Below are 16,407 nucleotides of genomic sequence, written 5' to 3'. Positions count from 1 at the left end.
TTTCCTGGAAAATAAGATTATGTCTGTTCCTTCGCGGCTGAAATGCCGGCCGCCTCCCTGAATTCCTTTGGTGATATGCCTTCAAGCTCACGGAATACGCGGGCAAATTGCTTGGGGTTTTTGTAGCCGACCCTGTCACTGACTTCAAAGATTTTCAAGTCAGGATCCTTAAGCAGTCTCTTGCTGTTTTCAATGCGGACCTTTTTCAGGTAATCGACAAAATTTTGACCGGTATTTTCCTTGAACACATGGCTGAAATAGGAGTAGTTCAGGGATATGTGATTGGAAACAACGGCAAGATTCAGGTCTTTTTGATAGTTTTCGCCGATAAATGCAAGTGCCTGTTCCATATAGGTCTGTTCAGTGGAAATCGACTTCAGCTGCTTCATATATTCATGAAGCCTCAGGATCAGTTCCTGTGTTTCATGAAAGTAATGATAGAAATCGCGGAAGCTGTAGAGATCCTCCATATGGGAAAGCTTTTTAAATGCGGCTTTTGATTCTTCTCCAAACCGCTCAAAAAAAGGTTCGTAAATGATTCTGTTTATTTCATGATGGATGCTTTCGAGATAGTCGATCGAATAGGCCGTGATTCTTTCATGATCAAGTACTTTAAGCAGCAGAGACTTGATTTCCTGTTCTCTGATAGTCCCTAGCATGTTTTTGATTTTCTTGATTTCCTCAATGGGAAGCATGTCTGCTGCAGGTTTAGATGTAACCGTCTTGTAATCGATAAATGAGTGTCTCGGGTGGACAAACGAATATTTACTTGCCTCAGCAGCTTCCAGATAGGCCTCTCTGATTTCAGCAAAATCGGTTTTCTGCCCGCTGCAGCCTATCTCGGCTTCAGGGATGTGCTGTTTAAGCATATCGAGAACAGTTTGATCTTCTGTCAGAATGACGGTCCGGTCTTTCTGGTCCAGGAACAGGATTTCTTTTTTCAGTACCTGCTCTGCTTTTTCGAAGAGGTTTCTCCCCTGATTCATAACGGCAATGAAATAGTGACCGCTCTTAGCTTCAAGCTTTGATTCCCCGCAAATTTCTTTAATTCGTTCTTTTGACAAAAGCGGATTCAGCAGGATGTACTGAATTTGTCTTAGCTGTTCCTCTTCAAGTTCCTGCTGAACGAGTGATTTTGTCTTTTCCATATCCTCCATCGAGCTGCGGACGGTCTGGAACAGCTCGTTTCTGTTCACCGGTTTTAAAAGGTAATCCTTTACTTTGCATTTGATGGCTGCCTTTGTATATTCAAAATCATCATAACCGCTTAAAATGATCAGGATCGGTTTTTCGTCCGCGTCCTGCAGGGTGCGGATCAGTTCAATTCCGTTCATGCGAGGCATTTTTATATCTGTGATGAGAAGATCGATTTGTTCCCTGTTCATGATATCCAGTGCCATAAGACCGTCTCCCGCTAGGAAAATATTCATTTCGCCCGGGAATTCCCTTTCAATCATGGCTTTAATGCCAAGCCTGATATTAGATTCATCATCCGCTATTAACAGATTGTACATGCTGCAAGTCCCCCTTTGTCTGCAAGTCTGGTACTAGGAATGAAACTTTTGTAAAAGCTCCCTCTTCGCTTTCTATTTGAAGTCCATGATCTGTTCCGTAATGCAGGAGCAGCCGCTCATTTACGTTTACAAGCCCGATTCCAGACCCGTGAAGCGTTTCGGTATGCTGTCCTGCTGTAATTTTTTCAGCCAAGCGTTCTTTCTCTTTGTCATTCATACCGGTCCCGTTATCTTCTATCTCGATCAATATTCCGCTGTCCGTTCTTTCTGCACTTAATTTGATAACGCCCTGCTTTTCAGCAAGCAATGGAATCAGACCATGCTTGACTGAATTTTCCACGATTGGCTGAAGAGACATCTTCAGCACTTCTGATGCCAGCAGATGGTCCGGCACATCGACTTTTAGCGTCAGTCTGTTGTCAAGCCGCAGATTCATAATTTCGATATAATGTTTGATATGCGTCAGTTCTTCTTGAAGCAGCACAAAGTCGTTTTTCCATTTCAGATTGTAGCGCATCATGGAACCTAGAGATGTCACGGCATCGGACGTCTCGTAATCTCCTTTTATTTCCGCCATCATCTTGATGTTTTCAAGTGTATTAAATAGAAAATGAGAATCGATTTGAGTTTTGAGAGCTTTAAGCTCTGCTTCTTTTGTTACCGCATTTTTATGAATGGCTTCTGCGATCAGGCGGTTGATTTTTGCCAGCATGCTTCTGAAATGGTAGGCAAGCTGTCCGATTTCGCTGTATTCATCCACTTCGACTTTCACACCGAAGTCACCCGCTTCTGCTTTTTTCATCGTGCTCATCAGCCTGTACATCTCTTTCAGCAAATACGAGATCATTTTGTATGTTAAAAATGAGAGAATCAGCACGAGGAACACAATGCCCCCAAGAACAAGATTTCTTGTGTTTTCTGTATCTGCAAAAATCGTTTCAAGAGAGACCAGGCTCAGCATATAGGAGTCGATCGCTTCAATATAGACAGCTCCTGCAAGAATCGGAAGGCCGTGGTCCTCATAGTAAAAAGAGAAGGATTCTTTCTTCTTTTCCTTTTCAAAGTGGCTTGTAAGTGTATCTATACGAATCTCATTTTCTTTTAAAAAGCGGTTCTCAGGATTGACTATATAATTGCTGTTCTGGTCAATGACCATCATCGCAGAATCACCTGCGTCAACCGTGCTGAACATTTTCGGGAAAAAGTTCTTTTGAAGCATGCTGATTTCAATGATGCCCAAATGTTCATCCTTCGGGTAATCCAGCTCCCGCAAGACTGAAATCTTGGCATTCGCCCGGTATGGATAGCGTCCGAGGATATCGTAATCCTGCTGTTCATACCACCACATTTCCATGCCGTTGCGGTCGATGGCTTCCTGCTTCCATGGTTTATCAGCAATCCGCTCCTCACTGAAAAGGATTGGCCACATTTCGTTTACGAAGGGATTGTTTGTGTAAAGATGAATGTTTTCAATAGTTGGATTATTCACTTGAAGCCTTGATACATTTGAGAACGCATTCATTTTAAAGTTCAGCAGTTCGTCCACATTTGTCTCATCTCTTGATTTCACAAAATCGATAAATTCATTATCAGAGACGACCATCTGTGCTGTTCTCCTCATCGATTCAATATTGTTCTCAATATGAACTTTTTCTACTTCAAGGAGATATTCATTTTTTGTTGTAATGTCCTTTATTGCACTTTCATCCACTTGCCTCGTATAAATCAGGGTAAATGCAACGACTGGAATCATAATGATGAAAATATATAAGGCGATGAATTTTTGCTGCAATGAGAGTTTGAGGAACATTTCGAAGATCTTTGTTTTTATCTTTCCTGCCATGGGGACACCTGCTGTTCTTTTGACGTTCTTTTTAGTATAAGGGATTTCTTTCCCGGATAATAGGGAAAAAAAAGGCTGCCGAAGCAGCCCTTTTTCATTACTTTTCTCCAGCATTCAGTTTTTCATTATTCTTTTCAAACATTTTCTTCTGGTACTCTTCTACTTTGTCATAGCCGTAATCTTCACGTTTTTTCAAGTAAGCTTTCATCACCTTATCAAACTCTTTGTCTGATTTTGCAAGAAGCAGCTTCGGAAGTGTTTTTCCCCATTCCTGGCTGATTTTTGTACTTGCAATGGCTTCTGCAGAAGTACCTGTCGGATTCAGGCCGTCATAAGCTGCAAAGCTGACTGTTTTGCCTTTTGTCCAGTCTTCCAATTGCTTGAACGGCTCCGCAGTAGGCGGGTTCCAAGGAAGACTCATATTCGTATCCATCAGCATCCAGTGTTTATAAGAAGCACCGTATTGCTGGTCGAAAGCTGTTCTGTCCTTTGTTAGAAGGTCAAGAACTTCCGGTTTGAACTGAGGTTTTCCGTCTGTCTCATCGTACGTAACGCCTTTTTCACCGAAGAAGAAATCTTTTTGTCCTTCTTCACTGATCAGGTAGCTTAAGAAAGCAATTGCACGGTCTTTGTCTTTTACATCTTTGGAGATAAGAGTAACTGTCCAGCCGGAAATGCTGTCCCCTGCAAGTGTCGGTTGATCACCTGCAGCGTTAGCAGGGCCATCAACAGCGATATAGACAGAATTTGGATCTTTCGCATAAAGAGCCTGCTGCTGAGCAGCCATGTCACTGCGCTGATAAAGCATAGCGAAGTAGCGGCCTTGAGCAATTTTCTCTTCCATTTGCGGACGTTTGTCTACAAAAATATCTTTTGCAAGCAATCCTTCTTCATTAGCTTCTCTGAATGTTTTCAGCCATTTTACATACTCTTTATCTTCTGTGCGGTCATACAGCTTGCCGTCTTTTTCCATAGGAATGGCAAGGAAATTTTGAAGATAAGCTTCAAGTGATGTATTTCCTACATCTGTAAATTCATGAAGACCAAGCGGAATAAGTGGTGCACCATTTACTTCAGGGAATTTTTCTTTTGCAGCTTTCAGAGCTGAAACAAACCCTTCAGGTGTGCTCATATCAGGACTTCCAAGTGCTTCGTACATATCTTTTCTTACTAAGAATGTTTGGTTAGAAGGCTTTAGGTCTTTGTATTTCTCAAAATCCTTTGGAGAAGATGATGCATTCGGGTAAGCGTATACATTTCCGTTCTCCTGTTTGTACCACTCAAGCTTTGCGTTATCTGCTACTTTAAAGAAGTATGGATCATATTCTTCAGCAAGTTCATTTAATGGAAGAACCAGTTCGCCTTCCTGCATTTTCTTAACAGCATCTTCCCACCAGCCAAGAGTAATAAAATCTGGAAGCTTGCCGGATGCAATCATTGTATTCATTTTCTCTGCTTCATTTCCAGCAGGAGAAATGTAGTTGATCGAAACGCCTGTTTTATCTGTTACATACTTTGAAACGGCGTCCTCTCCCCATTTTGATGCAAACCAGGAAAAGTTGACATACCAGTCAAATGTAATCGGAGATGTATCTGCTTTCCATGCAGGCTCATCTGCTGAAACAGGCTTTTTGTTTTCTTTCTCCCCTGATGAAGCGGTTTCATTATTGCATGCAGCCAGCATGGAAAGAAGAAGAACCGCTATAAGGAAAATGGACAGACTCTTAAACTTTTTCATAGTAAACCCCTCTCTAGTACCTAATTATAATAGACTTTCTTTCTATATGCATCAGCCCTTTACAGAGCCGATAAGCATCCCTTTTACAAAGTACTTCTGAAGGAACGGGTACACAAGAACAATCGGCAGGGTGGTGATGACCATAGTTGCAAGCTTGATCGATTGTGAGGTTACCGTTTTTGTCGTGATGCTGCCTGGAGCATTCATCATCATCTGATTGGAACTTGATTCTGCAACAACCTTATACAAATAGGTTTGGATCGGCTGAAGATCAGGATTATTGACGAAGATGACCCCTGCGAAATAATCATTCCATTGATAAACACCCTGGAATAAAGCGATTGTAGCAATAACCGGCATCGACAGCGGCACAATAATCTTGATGAAAATCATAAAGTCATTGGCTCCGTCAATTTTTGCTGCCTCTTCCAGTGATGGCGGCAGCTCTCTGAAGAACGAGACAAAGATAATAAGATGGAAAAAGTTAAACATGGTCGGAATGATATAAACCAGGAAGTTATCAAATAAACCCAGGTCACGAATCAGAAGGAAGTAAGGAATCAGTCCCCCGCTGAAAAACATTGTGACAATCCCGATCATCATGTACAGTTTTCTTCCATATAAATCTCTTCTTGAAATCGCATAGGCTACCATCGCCGTGAAGAAAACGTGTGTGATGGTTCCTATAACCGTTTTCGCAATCGTTACTCCGAATGATGTCAGAATACCTGAATTGGCAAAAACAGCTTCATAGTTTTGAAGCGTAAACTCTCTTGGCCACCAGTAAATGCCGCCGTTAGCTGCATCTGCACCTTCATTCAGGGAGTTGACGATAACATACCAGATTGGGTAAAGCGTAATTCCGCAGATCAAAAACATAATAATGATGTTGAAGTTATCGAAGATGTATTCACTTTTTGTTCTGCGGTTTAGTTTAAACAGTTTCAGCACGTGATCTCCCCCTCCTTAGAATAATGAAGTGCCGTCAAGCTTTTTCGTAATTCTGTTAGCCGTGTAAAGCAGAATAAAGGCAATAATTGCTTTTAAAAGACCGACTGCCGTTGCATAAGAATAGCGCGCATTTTGAACACCCATTTGATACACATAGATATCAATAACATTGCTAGCGCTTTCATTTAATGCATTACGTAGAACCAGGATCTGGTCAAAGTTTGAATTCAGCACGCCGCTGACTGCCAGGATGAAAAGAATCGTAATCGTTGGACGGATCGAAGGCAGTGTGACATGCCACATTTTCTGAAAACGATTTGCCCCGTCAATCGTTGAAGACTCATAGAGTTCAGTAGATACGCCCGCTATTGCTGCAAGATAGATGATTGCAGACCAGCCGATTTCTTTCCAGATATCCGAGATAATCACAATGCCCCAGAAGTACTGCGGTTCAGCCAGAAAGCTGATGCGTTCATTGATAAATCCGAGATTAAGTAAAATGTCATTAATAATGCCAATGTCAGATAACCATGTTGTTAAAATACCGCCGAGAACAACCCATGAAAGAAAATGAGGCAAATACGTAATCGTCTGAACCATTTTCTTAAACTTCAATGAAGTCAATTCATTCAGCATCAAGGCAAAAATGATCGGCAGCGGAAATCCGATAAGCAGCTTAATCAAGCTGATGCCAAGAGTGTTCTTAAGTACAGTCCAGAAATTCTCATCCTGCAGAAATTCTTTAAACTGCATAAGTCCAACCCACGGTGCCTCTCTGATTGTGCTGATAATGCTGAACTCCTTAAAAGCTATAATCAGTCCATACATCGGCACGTAATTGAAAATGAACATCCAAACCATACCGAGCAGCGCCATAATCTGCAAATATTTTTGAGAATTCATCCTCTTTAGATCCCGTTTTAATCTTCCTTTTTTTGTACTGGGCGCAATCACTTGCTCCTCTGCCCGTACAATCTTCGCTTCCATCTGCTCACCACCCCGATTTCTATGATGTTTTCTATCTGTCCTCATTGTAAGAAAAAGTGCCCTCCTGCATAAGTTAGGAAATTTCATATAAGGTATCAGAATTTTGGATTGGGTATATTTCCTCTGAAATGGAGGGTGTCACAAGTACTGGAAGCATAGAGGAAAATGTGCGCTGTAAAGCGGTTATTCCCCCACGCTCAGTATTCTTTCCTGACATAAACTGCTTTTGAAGGGAGGGAATAGCGTGGATAAAAGAATAAACGATCTATTTGCAAACTATGATCAGCATATGGACTACAGCAGAGTGCCAACTATAACGAAAAAACATCTCCAGGAAAAAATAGAGCAGACAGGAAAGGTTCTCAAGCCTCAAGGAAAAAAAGAGGCTGACGATACAGGGATTGATGCAAACACTCTCATGCTGCAGGACGAAATTGTCACACGTGCTGCTATTGAAAGCACATTGCATGTCATTGTGAGAATGATCATTGCTGATTCAGAAATCGCTGAAAGCTTTCTAAAAGATGTAAATGAACTAAGCAGTCAGAAACCGAAACAAAAGAAGAGATTTCTTGATTACTTCAAAAAACAGAAGAACGAACCTGCGGGCTTTCATGATCAAACGAAGACAATGTATGCGGTCCTATTGGAACTCGGGGAAAAAATAAAATGAAATAAGGGCAAAGACCCTAAGGAAAACGCACGGTCACAAATCTTTCAATCTCATAAGCTATAAAAGCTTTACTTCATGTAAAGCAAAAAATGAAAGATAGAAAGGAGGTTACTAAATGAGTATTGAAAACAGAATTAATAATGATAGCTTTGAAACAGGAAGCTTTCCTCCATGGACAGCTGTCAACGCTGTCATTACCACACAATTTTCTCACAGCGGTTTCGCAGCAGCCAGATTAACAGGCGGAAATGCCAACGCATTTCTCTATCAATTTGTCGAAGCGAACCCGGGTGAGACTTTTTTATTGGGAATTTCGCTTGCAAAAGCTGGTGCTTCTCCCAGTCCTCTCATTTCAGTAACGCTTGGTTTTTATGATGAGGCATTTAACTTTCTGGGATACGGAACAATCATCAATATACCGTCTAACCGAATTCCTGATGCAAGCCAGTTTCAATGGCGCAATATCTACGAAAATACCGTAGCAGCACCAGAAGGCACAACGCAAGCATTACTTCTACTGAACAAATTGCCTCTTGCAGGATCTGCTGACATCATTGTTGATGACATTTCCCTGTTCTTCATGGAAGGTGGCGGAGTTGGACCTGCTGGACCTGCCGGAGCTACTGGACCTGCCGGAGTCACGGGGGCTGCGGGAGCTACGGGACCTGCTGGAGCTACGGGACCTGCTGGAGCTACGGGACCTGCTGGAGCTACGGGACCTGCTGGTGGAGTCACGGGACCTGCCGGAGCTACGGGACCTGCTGGAGTCACTGGTGCTGATGGAGCTACTGGACCTGCTGGTGTCACTGGTGTTGCTGGAGCTACTGGCGCCACGGGCGCTACCGGACCTGCCGGCGTTACAGGTGCTACAGGCGCGACCGGACCTGCAGGACCTACAGGTGCTACAGGCGCGACCGGACCTGCTGGACCTACAGGTGCTACAGGCGCGACCGGACCTGCTGGACCTACGGGACCAACTGGGCCGTGATCTGAAGCAAATTTTTACAGAAGTGACCTGGACTCGTTCCAGGTCATTTTTTGTATGGTCATAGCCGTGATCTGATTTAATTAATTCTTTCTCTCTTTTAATCGAAAAAAGAACCCTTTAAGGGCTCTTTAAACTCCGGAATAGGCTGAAAATCCTCCATCTACTGGAATGACTGTTCCCGTAACAAACCTTGAAGCTTCATTACTGACAAGCCACAGCAACGTTCCGTTAAGGTCTTCCGGGTCACCGAATCTCTCAAGCGGTGTCTGACTAATGATTTTTATTGCCCGGTCCGTATAGCTTCCGTCTGTTTTTGTTAGCAGACTCCGGTTTTGCTCGGTCAGAAAAAACCCCGGTGCTATTGCATTAACGCGTATTCCCGCTTTTGACATGTGCACTCCAAGCCATTGCGTGAAATTACTGATGGATGCTTTTGCTCCGCTGTAAGCAGGTATTTTCGTTAATGGCGTGAATGCATTCATAGAAGATACGTTAATGATAACGCCGCCTTCTGCCATTTCACGCGCAAACACCTGAGTTGTTTGCAGCGTGCCTAAGAAATTTAAATCAAATACTGATTTTATGCCAGCAGGGTCAAGATCAAAAAAGGTCCGGATTTCGGGATTATCTGCATCTTCTCTCTCAAAATATTCTTTATCTGTATTGCCTGCAGGATGATTTCCGCCTGCTCCATTGATCAGGATGCTGCACGGACCGAATGAACGGATTACTTCTTCGTTGGCTTTTTCAAGACTATCTTTATCAAGTACATCAGCTGACAAAGCAATGGCCTGTCCTCCTGCTGAACGAATCTCCGAAGCAACCGAATCAACAGATTCCTGTGTTCTGCTGATGACTGCAACATTTGCCCCGCATGCTGCAAGTGCTTTTGCAAACTGGCTGCAGAGAACTCCGCTTCCTCCTGTGACAACTGCCGTTTTTCCGCTTAGATCAACTTGAAATGGTATGTTCATTGCCGGCCTCCTGTCTGCCTTTCTCCTTAGAAGCCGCTTCCCACAGTCCGTTTAAATAAGTTGCTCCAAGCGCTCTATCGTATAAGCCGTATCCCGGCTTCCCGGTTTCTCCCCAGATCATTCTTCCGTGGTCGGGCCTCACCGGCCCTGTGTAATCCACTTCACGCAACGCCCGGACAATCTCGTACATATCAAGAGAACCCTCAGAAGATAAATGAGCAGATTCCTCAAAGGATCTTTCTCCTGTCCATTTCACATTTCTCAGGTGAACGAAATTGATTTTTTCTTTCCCGCCAAAGTAACGTGCCAATTCTGGAAGATCAGTCTCAGGATTCGCACCAAGTGAACCGCTGCAAAGACATAATCCGTTACTCGGACTGTCATATAGTGCGGTAAACCGCTCAAGATTTTCCCTGCCCGTTATGATTCTTGGAAGGCCGAAGATGGACCATGGCGGATCGTCCGGATGGATGGCCATCTTCACATTTTCCTCTTCCGCTGTCGGCATAATGGCTTTTACGAAATAAGCAAGATTGTTCCAAAGCTGCTCTTCTGAGACACTTTGATAGCTTAATAGAAGATTTTTCAGCTGTTCAGGCTCATAACTTGAATCCCAGCCCGGAAGTGACAGCTTGCCTTGGAGCGGGTCCATTTGCTTTACTTTTTCTTCTTCGTAAATCAAAGCTGTTGATCCGTCAGGCAGCTCAAAATCGAGGGATGAACGCGTCCAGTCAAAAACAGGCATAAAATTGTAGCAGACGATGCTAACTCCCGCTTTTGCTAGATTTCGAATGGTCGTTTTGTAGTTCTCAATATACCGGTCACGGGAAGGCAGACCAAGTTTAATATCCTCATGAACGGGTACACTTTCAATCACACTCAGCGTAAGGCCGTGTTTCTCGATTTTCTCTTTTAATTCCATTATCTTTTCATACGGCCAAGCTTCCCCGGCGGGAATGTCGTAAATGGCCGAAACAATTCCCTTCATCCCCGGAATTTGCCTGATGTTCTGCAGCGTAACAGGATCCTGATCTCCGTACCAGCGAAATGTCATTTCCATTTATGTCATCCTCTCTTAATGTCAAAGTAATTTCTGGCATTGTAATAGCATATATCCTGAACGGTTTTCCCCATCCATTCATAATCTGCGGGTGCCTCGCCTTTATGAATCCAGCTGCCAATCAGATTACATAAGATCCTGCGAAAATACTCATGTCTCGTATAGGAAAGAAAGCTCCGCGAATCTGTCACCATGCCAACAAAATGGCTGATGAAACCGATATTGGCAAGATCTTTCATCTGACGGATCATGCCGTCCTTCTGATCGTTGTACCACCAGCCGGACCCGAATTGAACCTTGCCTTTTGTCCCTGCCCCCTGAAAATTGCCGATTGCTGAGGCAATCATTTCATTATGGACAGGATTGAGATTATAGATAATCGTTTTTGGCAGTTCGCTGTCCCGGTCAAGATGATTGAGAAATTGGTTTAACGGTCCTGCAAGCTCAAAATCCTTCATTGAATCAAAGCCAGAATCAGGACCGAGCTTCTTCAGCATTCTTTCATTATTATTTCTCAGGGCCCCTATATGCAGTTGCATGGCCCACCCACGTGAATGATACAGCTTGCCTAAATGTATCAGAGTATATGTTTTATACTTCTTTTCTTCTTCAAAGGATAGTCGCTGTCCATTCATTCCTTTTTCAAAGATGGCTGATGCTTCTTCAAACGTTGTTTGTTCATAGAAAAGCTGTTCAAGACCGTGGTCAGAGATTCTGCACCCAGCCTCATGAAAGAAATCCACTCTGTTTTCAAGTGCCTGCAAAAGGTTTTTGTAGGATACAATCTCCACTCCAGAAGCTGAAGACAGCTTGGAGATATACTCTGTAAATTCCTCTTTTCCAATTTCAACCGCTTTATCCGGTCGGAATGTCGGCAGTACTTCTGTTTCAACCCCCGGGTTTTGTTTAATTTGCTTATGGTATTCCAGGCTGTCTGCAGGATCGTCTGTTGTGCAGACTACCTCGACGTTAAATTTCTTTAAGATCGAATGCGCAGAAAAGTCATTCTGATTCAGCATCGCATTTCCGCGCTCCCATATTTCATCTGCTGTATCCCCTGATAAAAGAAGGTCAATTCCGAAATATCTCTTGAGCTCAAGGTGAGTCCAGTGATAGAGGGGATTTCCAAGACAGGAAGGCATGGTTTCTGCCCATGCATTAAATTTTTCCCTGTCCCCTCCGTTTCCTGTTATCAACTCTTCATGTACCCCATTTGCACGCAGTGCTCTCCATTTGTAATGATCGCCGTTCAGCCAAATTTCAGTCAGGCTGCGAAACTGTTTATTTTCCGCAATTTCCTTCGGGCTGAGGTGACAATGAAAATCAAAGATCGGCATCTCTTTTGCAAACTCATGATAGAGTATTCTCGAACTCTCATAATCTAAAAGAAAATCTTCATCCATAAAAGGCTTCATATAATCAGGCTCCTCTCCCAGAAAGCAAAACTTGCTCCCCGCTCGCACATTTATTTCCATTTACAATAAGCCGTCTGCTTTCGTTCTCCGGAAGAAGGAATGCCACCGTCTCATAAGGCAGCACATATGAACCTTCTTTTTCTGCCGTAATAAAAATGTCTGTATCCGTCGTTTTCATTACAACAGTTACATAAGTAAAAATATCTTTATAGAGAGTGGTTTCCCCATCATCCTCATACAGTCTGAAAGAAGATTCACCTTTATCTTTAGCAGGGAATAATAAGAATGCCCGCTCATCTTTGTTTTTATCGGAAAATGTTACATCCGCCGTGTTTACAGGGATTATGCTGCCGGCTTTTGCAAGCAATGGCACATAGTCAAGCGGAGCAGGAATCACAGCTGTTTGGCCGCTTTCATACCATTCACCTGTATGAACGTCATACCAGCCTGCTGTATGTTCAGGCAGATAAACACCCCGCGCTCTGCTTCCTTTTTCAACTACAGACGCTACCAATAGAGCTTCCCCCACCATAAAGTCGTCGTTTTCTCTAAATGTCTGCTCATCGTGTTCAAATTCATAAAACGTCGGCCGGATCATAGGCTTGTATTCTGCATGAGCCTCATAGAGAGCCGTGTAAAAATACGGAAGGAGCTTTGTTCTGAATTTAATCAGATTCCTGATTTCAGGAAGCAGTTCCGGATACATCCACGGCTCGTTTACTGTTTGGTCATCATTCCAGGAATGAATCGTAAATCTCGGGTGCATGATGCCATTTTGTATCCATCTGACAAGGAGCTCGGGTTCCGGAGCAGGACCTGAAAATCCCCCTACATCATGCCCGAAATTATACAGGCCGGAAAGACTCATCCCGATTCCCATTTTGATGTTGTACTTTAACGTCTTCCAGCTTGTGCGGTTGTCTCCCGTCCAGGTTTGGACGTATCTGTGCATACCGGGGCTTCCTGAACGTGAAATCAAGTAAGGCCTCATTTCAGGATTGTGATCAAGCTGGGCTTCATAAGATGCTTTCATCATGAGGAGCGGATGAAGCGCACGGATTGCTTCAAAATCAATTCTTTCCCCGAACCCGCTGCAGACAGCTTCCCTGCTCCAGATCTCAAACTCATTGTTGTCATTCCAGGTTGAATCAATGCCGTATGAGAGAAGCTTCTCTTTCACCTGCTCCTTCCACCAGCTGTACGTTTCTTTATTGGTAAAGTCCAGATACGCTCCGGTTTCATCCCAGAACTGAGCCATTTCAGTCTCTTGGGACAACTTATTTTCTATAAACATCTTTCTTTCTGAAAGTTCATGAAAGACGGGATGATCTTTCAGCAGGCACGGCTTAATATTGGCACACAGCTTCAAGCCATTCTCCTTGAAATCACGGATTAATTGCCCAGGATCCGGAAATTTCCCTTCATTCCATGTAAACACATACCGTTTATCTTCAATAGAAGTGTATCCTGATGAAAGCTGGAACGAATCGCACAGAATATCATGCTTCCTGCATAACTCGAGAAACTCCATCAGCTGCTCCTGTGCATTTGGTGCATCTGTATAGCTCATAGTAGAACCTGAATAGCCAAGACTCCATTTCGGCGGCATAATGGTCTTGCCTGTCATCCAGGCAAATCGTTCCGTTACATCCTGCACCCTCGGACCAGCCAGAATATAGTAGTCAAGATCACCGTCTTCCGCCTGAAAGTAGCGGTACAGGCCGTGATAATTATCAAGCTCTGACCCCATTTCAAAAATGGAGCTGGAAAGATTGTCATAAAACAGGCCGAATGTGACACCCGTCTGCTGATTTCTTGTCATGTAGAATGGGATGTGTTTATATAGAGGATCCGTGTATTCCGCATCGTACCCCATTGCATCAATTGTCTGCATGCGGTACCGTTTACCGTGCTTGTCCACAGAGCCTGTTTTTTCACCGAATCCAAAATACTGTTCCTCCAAATTACGCTCTAGATAATGAGCAGGCCCGCTGCTTCTGGAATAATCGAAGTGATACGCCTGTGTAGATCGGTCTTTTGCGAGCAGTACCCACTCTTCCCCTTTTTTGACAAACCAGCTGGCTTTGAAGCCGTTCAAATCAATAACCATCCGAAGACAGTCAGTCTCCACAGTCACTGAAGTACCGGAATGAATGCATTCGTAGTCAGGAAGAGAAAATCCGGTCACATCAAATCTGTCACGCCCTTCATATGGCACATCTTCCATTCCAGGTGCAATGCTCCATGTTTGCTTCAATTTCAATCGGTTATTCTCTGTAAAAAGCACCCGCATAATATCCTTTTCCAAAATAAAGACATGTGCTTTTATCTGTTCATGCTGAAAGGTCAGGATATTCCGGTCTTCTTCTATTAAGTTAAATTGATATGCTTCATGAATAGTCAACGCTATCCCTTCTCTCTGATATAGTTATAATCCAAACAGTTTCGGCAGGCTCAGGCTGAGCGCTGGAATGAACGTTACAGCTAAAAGGACGAGGATAATGGCTCCGTAAAAAGGGAGCAGCGGTTTAAATACTTGCTCCACCTTCACTTTTCCAACACTGCACCCTACAAACAGCGCGCTTCCAACCGGCGGCGTAATATTCCCGATGCAAAGGTTAAATGCCATCATGATGCCAAAATGAACCGGATCCATCCCGAACGCTGATACAACAGGAAGGAAAATTGGTGTAAAAATGAGGACCGCAGGTGTAATGTCCATAAAGGTTCCAATGATTAAAAGAATGATATTCATAATCAGCAAGATAATAATTGGGCTGTCTGTCAATCCCAGCAGACCAGCGCTTATTGCCTCAGGAATACCCGTAAAGGACATAACCAGGGATAACATGCTTGATGTTCCGATCAACAGCATAATGACAGCTGTGACTTCCACCGTTTCAAGAAGCATTTTCGGAAGCAGCTTAAAACTGAATGTCCGGTAGATGACCGAAAGAATAAAAGAATATGCAACGGCAATCGCTGCTCCTTCAGTAGCCGTAAAAACACCTGCTATAATTCCGCCAAGAACAATGACAATCAGCAGGAGACTGGGAACGGCATCCAGAAACACCTTGAATCCCTGGCTAAACGTCACCTTTCGAGCCACTGGATAGTTCTTTCTTTTTGCTATAAAGTATGCAACGGCCATTGTTGCAAGTCCCCATAAAATTCCTGGGATGTAGCCGGCAATGAACAGCGCCGCAACAGACGTCCCTCCGCTCACAAGCGAATAAATGATCAGCAGTCCGCTTGGAGGAATAAGGAGTCCCGTTGGTGCAGATGCAATGTTAACAGCCGCAGAATATGTACGATCATATCCTTCCTTTTCCTGAAGCGGAGACATCACGCCCCCGATTGCTGCGGCAGAAGCAACAGACGACCCTGAAATCGATCCGAAAAGCATGTTTCCCATGACATTCGTGTGTGCCAGGGACCCCGGAAGCCTTCCCGCAAGAAGCTTGGCCAGATTAATGAGACGGATTGCAATCCCCCCGTTATTCATAATGATTCCAGACAACACGAAAAAAGGGACGGCTAGTAATGCAAAGCTGTCGAGCCCGGTTACCATTTTCTGCGCAGAAGTAAACACAGCCACATCAAACGGAAACAGAATCAGCATTGTTGCAATGGATGCTCCAGCAATGCTTATGGCAATCGGCACTCCAATAACTAAAAGGACGAAAAACACACTCAATAATAGTAGCCCCGCTGTTAAGGTCAATGTAATCACTCCTTTTGATTAGCCCTCTATTCCAGAATTTGAAGCTGTATCAAGATGATCAGCATATAGATTTGTTTTCTTTTTGAAAGCGGCTTCATAAATCGTCATAAGGCTGTACCCAATAATCAGTACTCCGCTTACTGGCAGCGAAAGGTAAATATATCCCATCGGCAATCCCAATGATGCTGAGGACTGTGCCATTGTCAGTGCAACGATTCTTGATCCTCCAATCACCATAACAAGCATTGCAAACAAAAGAATAAGAGTTTCAATCATTATGCTTAATGCAAGTGCTTTGTTTTTTGGCAGTTTCTCTGCCAGCAGTTCAATCGCAATATGCTTTTTCTTTCCGAAAGCATAAGAAGCACCAAGCATGGAAACCCAAATCAGGGAATATCTCAGGATTTCCTCGGATACTGTACTTGGTGAATTCAGAACATATCTTGTAAACACCTGCCAAACTGCAGTAAGTACCATAAAAGCGAGCATTGTGCACGTTACAAAAGCGATCGTCTGATCAACTGTTTTTCTCACTTTCAT

The 16,407-nt window shown here is 43.5% G+C and carries 13 protein-coding genes; 2 read left to right on the top strand and 11 right to left on the bottom strand.

Annotated elements, in window-relative coordinates:
- Positions 1-17 precede the first annotated feature (17 nt).
- The 5 genes from AZ46_RS01125 to AZ46_RS01105 form a co-directional block, all read right to left on the bottom strand.
- Complete coding sequence (locus AZ46_RS01125) at positions 18-1,514, bottom strand: response regulator (RefSeq protein WP_029282307.1); 1,497 nt, start codon at positions 1,512-1,514, stop codon at positions 18-20.
- Positions 1,489-3,357 (bottom strand): sensor histidine kinase, encoded by a 1,869-nt coding sequence (locus AZ46_RS01120; RefSeq protein ID WP_051826985.1) that lies wholly within the window; start codon positions 3,355-3,357, stop codon positions 1,489-1,491. The genes AZ46_RS01125 and AZ46_RS01120 overlap by 26 nt, the downstream gene beginning before the upstream one ends.
- Before the next feature lie 97 nt (positions 3,358-3,454).
- Positions 3,455-5,095: a type 2 periplasmic-binding domain-containing protein gene (locus tag AZ46_RS01115; RefSeq protein WP_029282309.1), complete on the bottom strand. Its 1,641-nt coding sequence runs from the start codon at positions 5,093-5,095 to the stop codon at positions 3,455-3,457.
- 51 nt (positions 5,096-5,146) lie between these two features.
- On the bottom strand, positions 5,147-6,037 hold the full coding sequence (locus tag AZ46_RS01110) for a carbohydrate ABC transporter permease (RefSeq protein WP_029282310.1): 891 nt from the start codon (positions 6,035-6,037) through the stop codon (positions 5,147-5,149).
- A 24-nt stretch (positions 6,038-6,061) separates the two neighbouring features.
- Positions 6,062-7,033 (bottom strand): ABC transporter permease, encoded by a 972-nt coding sequence (locus AZ46_RS01105; RefSeq protein ID WP_029282311.1) that lies wholly within the window; start codon positions 7,031-7,033, stop codon positions 6,062-6,064.
- 244 nt (positions 7,034-7,277) lie between these two features.
- Here AZ46_RS01105 and AZ46_RS01100 point away from each other — a divergent pair, with 244 nt between their 5' ends.
- Together AZ46_RS01100 and AZ46_RS20880 are read left to right on the top strand one after the other, a co-directional pair.
- Entirely contained in the window at positions 7,278-7,706 is a 429-nt protein-coding gene (locus AZ46_RS01100; protein ID WP_029282313.1) for a hypothetical protein, read from the top strand.
- A 115-nt stretch (positions 7,707-7,821) separates the two neighbouring features.
- On the top strand, positions 7,822-8,694 hold the full coding sequence (locus AZ46_RS20880; protein WP_051865071.1) for an NTTRR-F1 domain: 873 nt from the start codon (positions 7,822-7,824) through the stop codon (positions 8,692-8,694).
- A gap of 128 nt (positions 8,695-8,822) precedes the next feature.
- On the opposite strand, the gene AZ46_RS01090 is transcribed toward AZ46_RS20880, so the two are convergent.
- The 6 genes from AZ46_RS01090 to AZ46_RS01065 are packed head-to-tail and all read right to left on the bottom strand — an operon-like array spanning position 8,823 to position 16,407.
- Entirely contained in the window at positions 8,823-9,668 is an 846-nt protein-coding gene (locus AZ46_RS01090; RefSeq protein ID WP_029282321.1) for an SDR family oxidoreductase, read from the bottom strand.
- Positions 9,646-10,728: a mannonate dehydratase gene (uxuA, locus tag AZ46_RS01085; RefSeq protein ID WP_029282323.1), complete on the bottom strand. Its 1,083-nt coding sequence runs from the start codon at positions 10,726-10,728 to the stop codon at positions 9,646-9,648. The genes AZ46_RS01090 and uxuA overlap by 23 nt, the downstream gene beginning before the upstream one ends.
- Before the next feature lie 5 nt (positions 10,729-10,733).
- Positions 10,734-12,143: a glucuronate isomerase gene (uxaC, locus tag AZ46_RS01080; RefSeq protein WP_029282325.1), complete on the bottom strand. Its 1,410-nt coding sequence runs from the start codon at positions 12,141-12,143 to the stop codon at positions 10,734-10,736.
- Between the two features lie 4 nt (positions 12,144-12,147).
- Positions 12,148-14,547: a glycoside hydrolase family 31 protein gene (locus AZ46_RS01075; RefSeq protein ID WP_051865068.1), complete on the bottom strand. Its 2,400-nt coding sequence runs from the start codon at positions 14,545-14,547 to the stop codon at positions 12,148-12,150.
- 24 nt (positions 14,548-14,571) lie between these two features.
- The gene (locus AZ46_RS01070) at positions 14,572-15,867 is read right to left on the bottom strand and encodes a TRAP transporter large permease (RefSeq protein ID WP_029282331.1); all 1,296 of its coding nucleotides are present in this window, start codon (positions 15,865-15,867) and stop codon (positions 14,572-14,574) included.
- Positions 15,868-15,885: 18 nt separating this feature from the next.
- On the bottom strand, positions 15,886-16,407 hold the full coding sequence (locus AZ46_RS01065; protein ID WP_029282333.1) for a TRAP transporter small permease: 522 nt from the start codon (positions 16,405-16,407) through the stop codon (positions 15,886-15,888).

The sequence above is a fragment of the Metabacillus indicus LMG 22858 genome, from assembly GCF_000708755.2.
GTDB lineage: Bacteria > Bacillota > Bacilli > Bacillales > Bacillaceae > Bacillus_P > Bacillus_P indicus.
The sequence above is the reverse complement of the archived record's forward strand: the minus strand, read 5'-3'. Positions and strand labels throughout refer to the sequence as shown.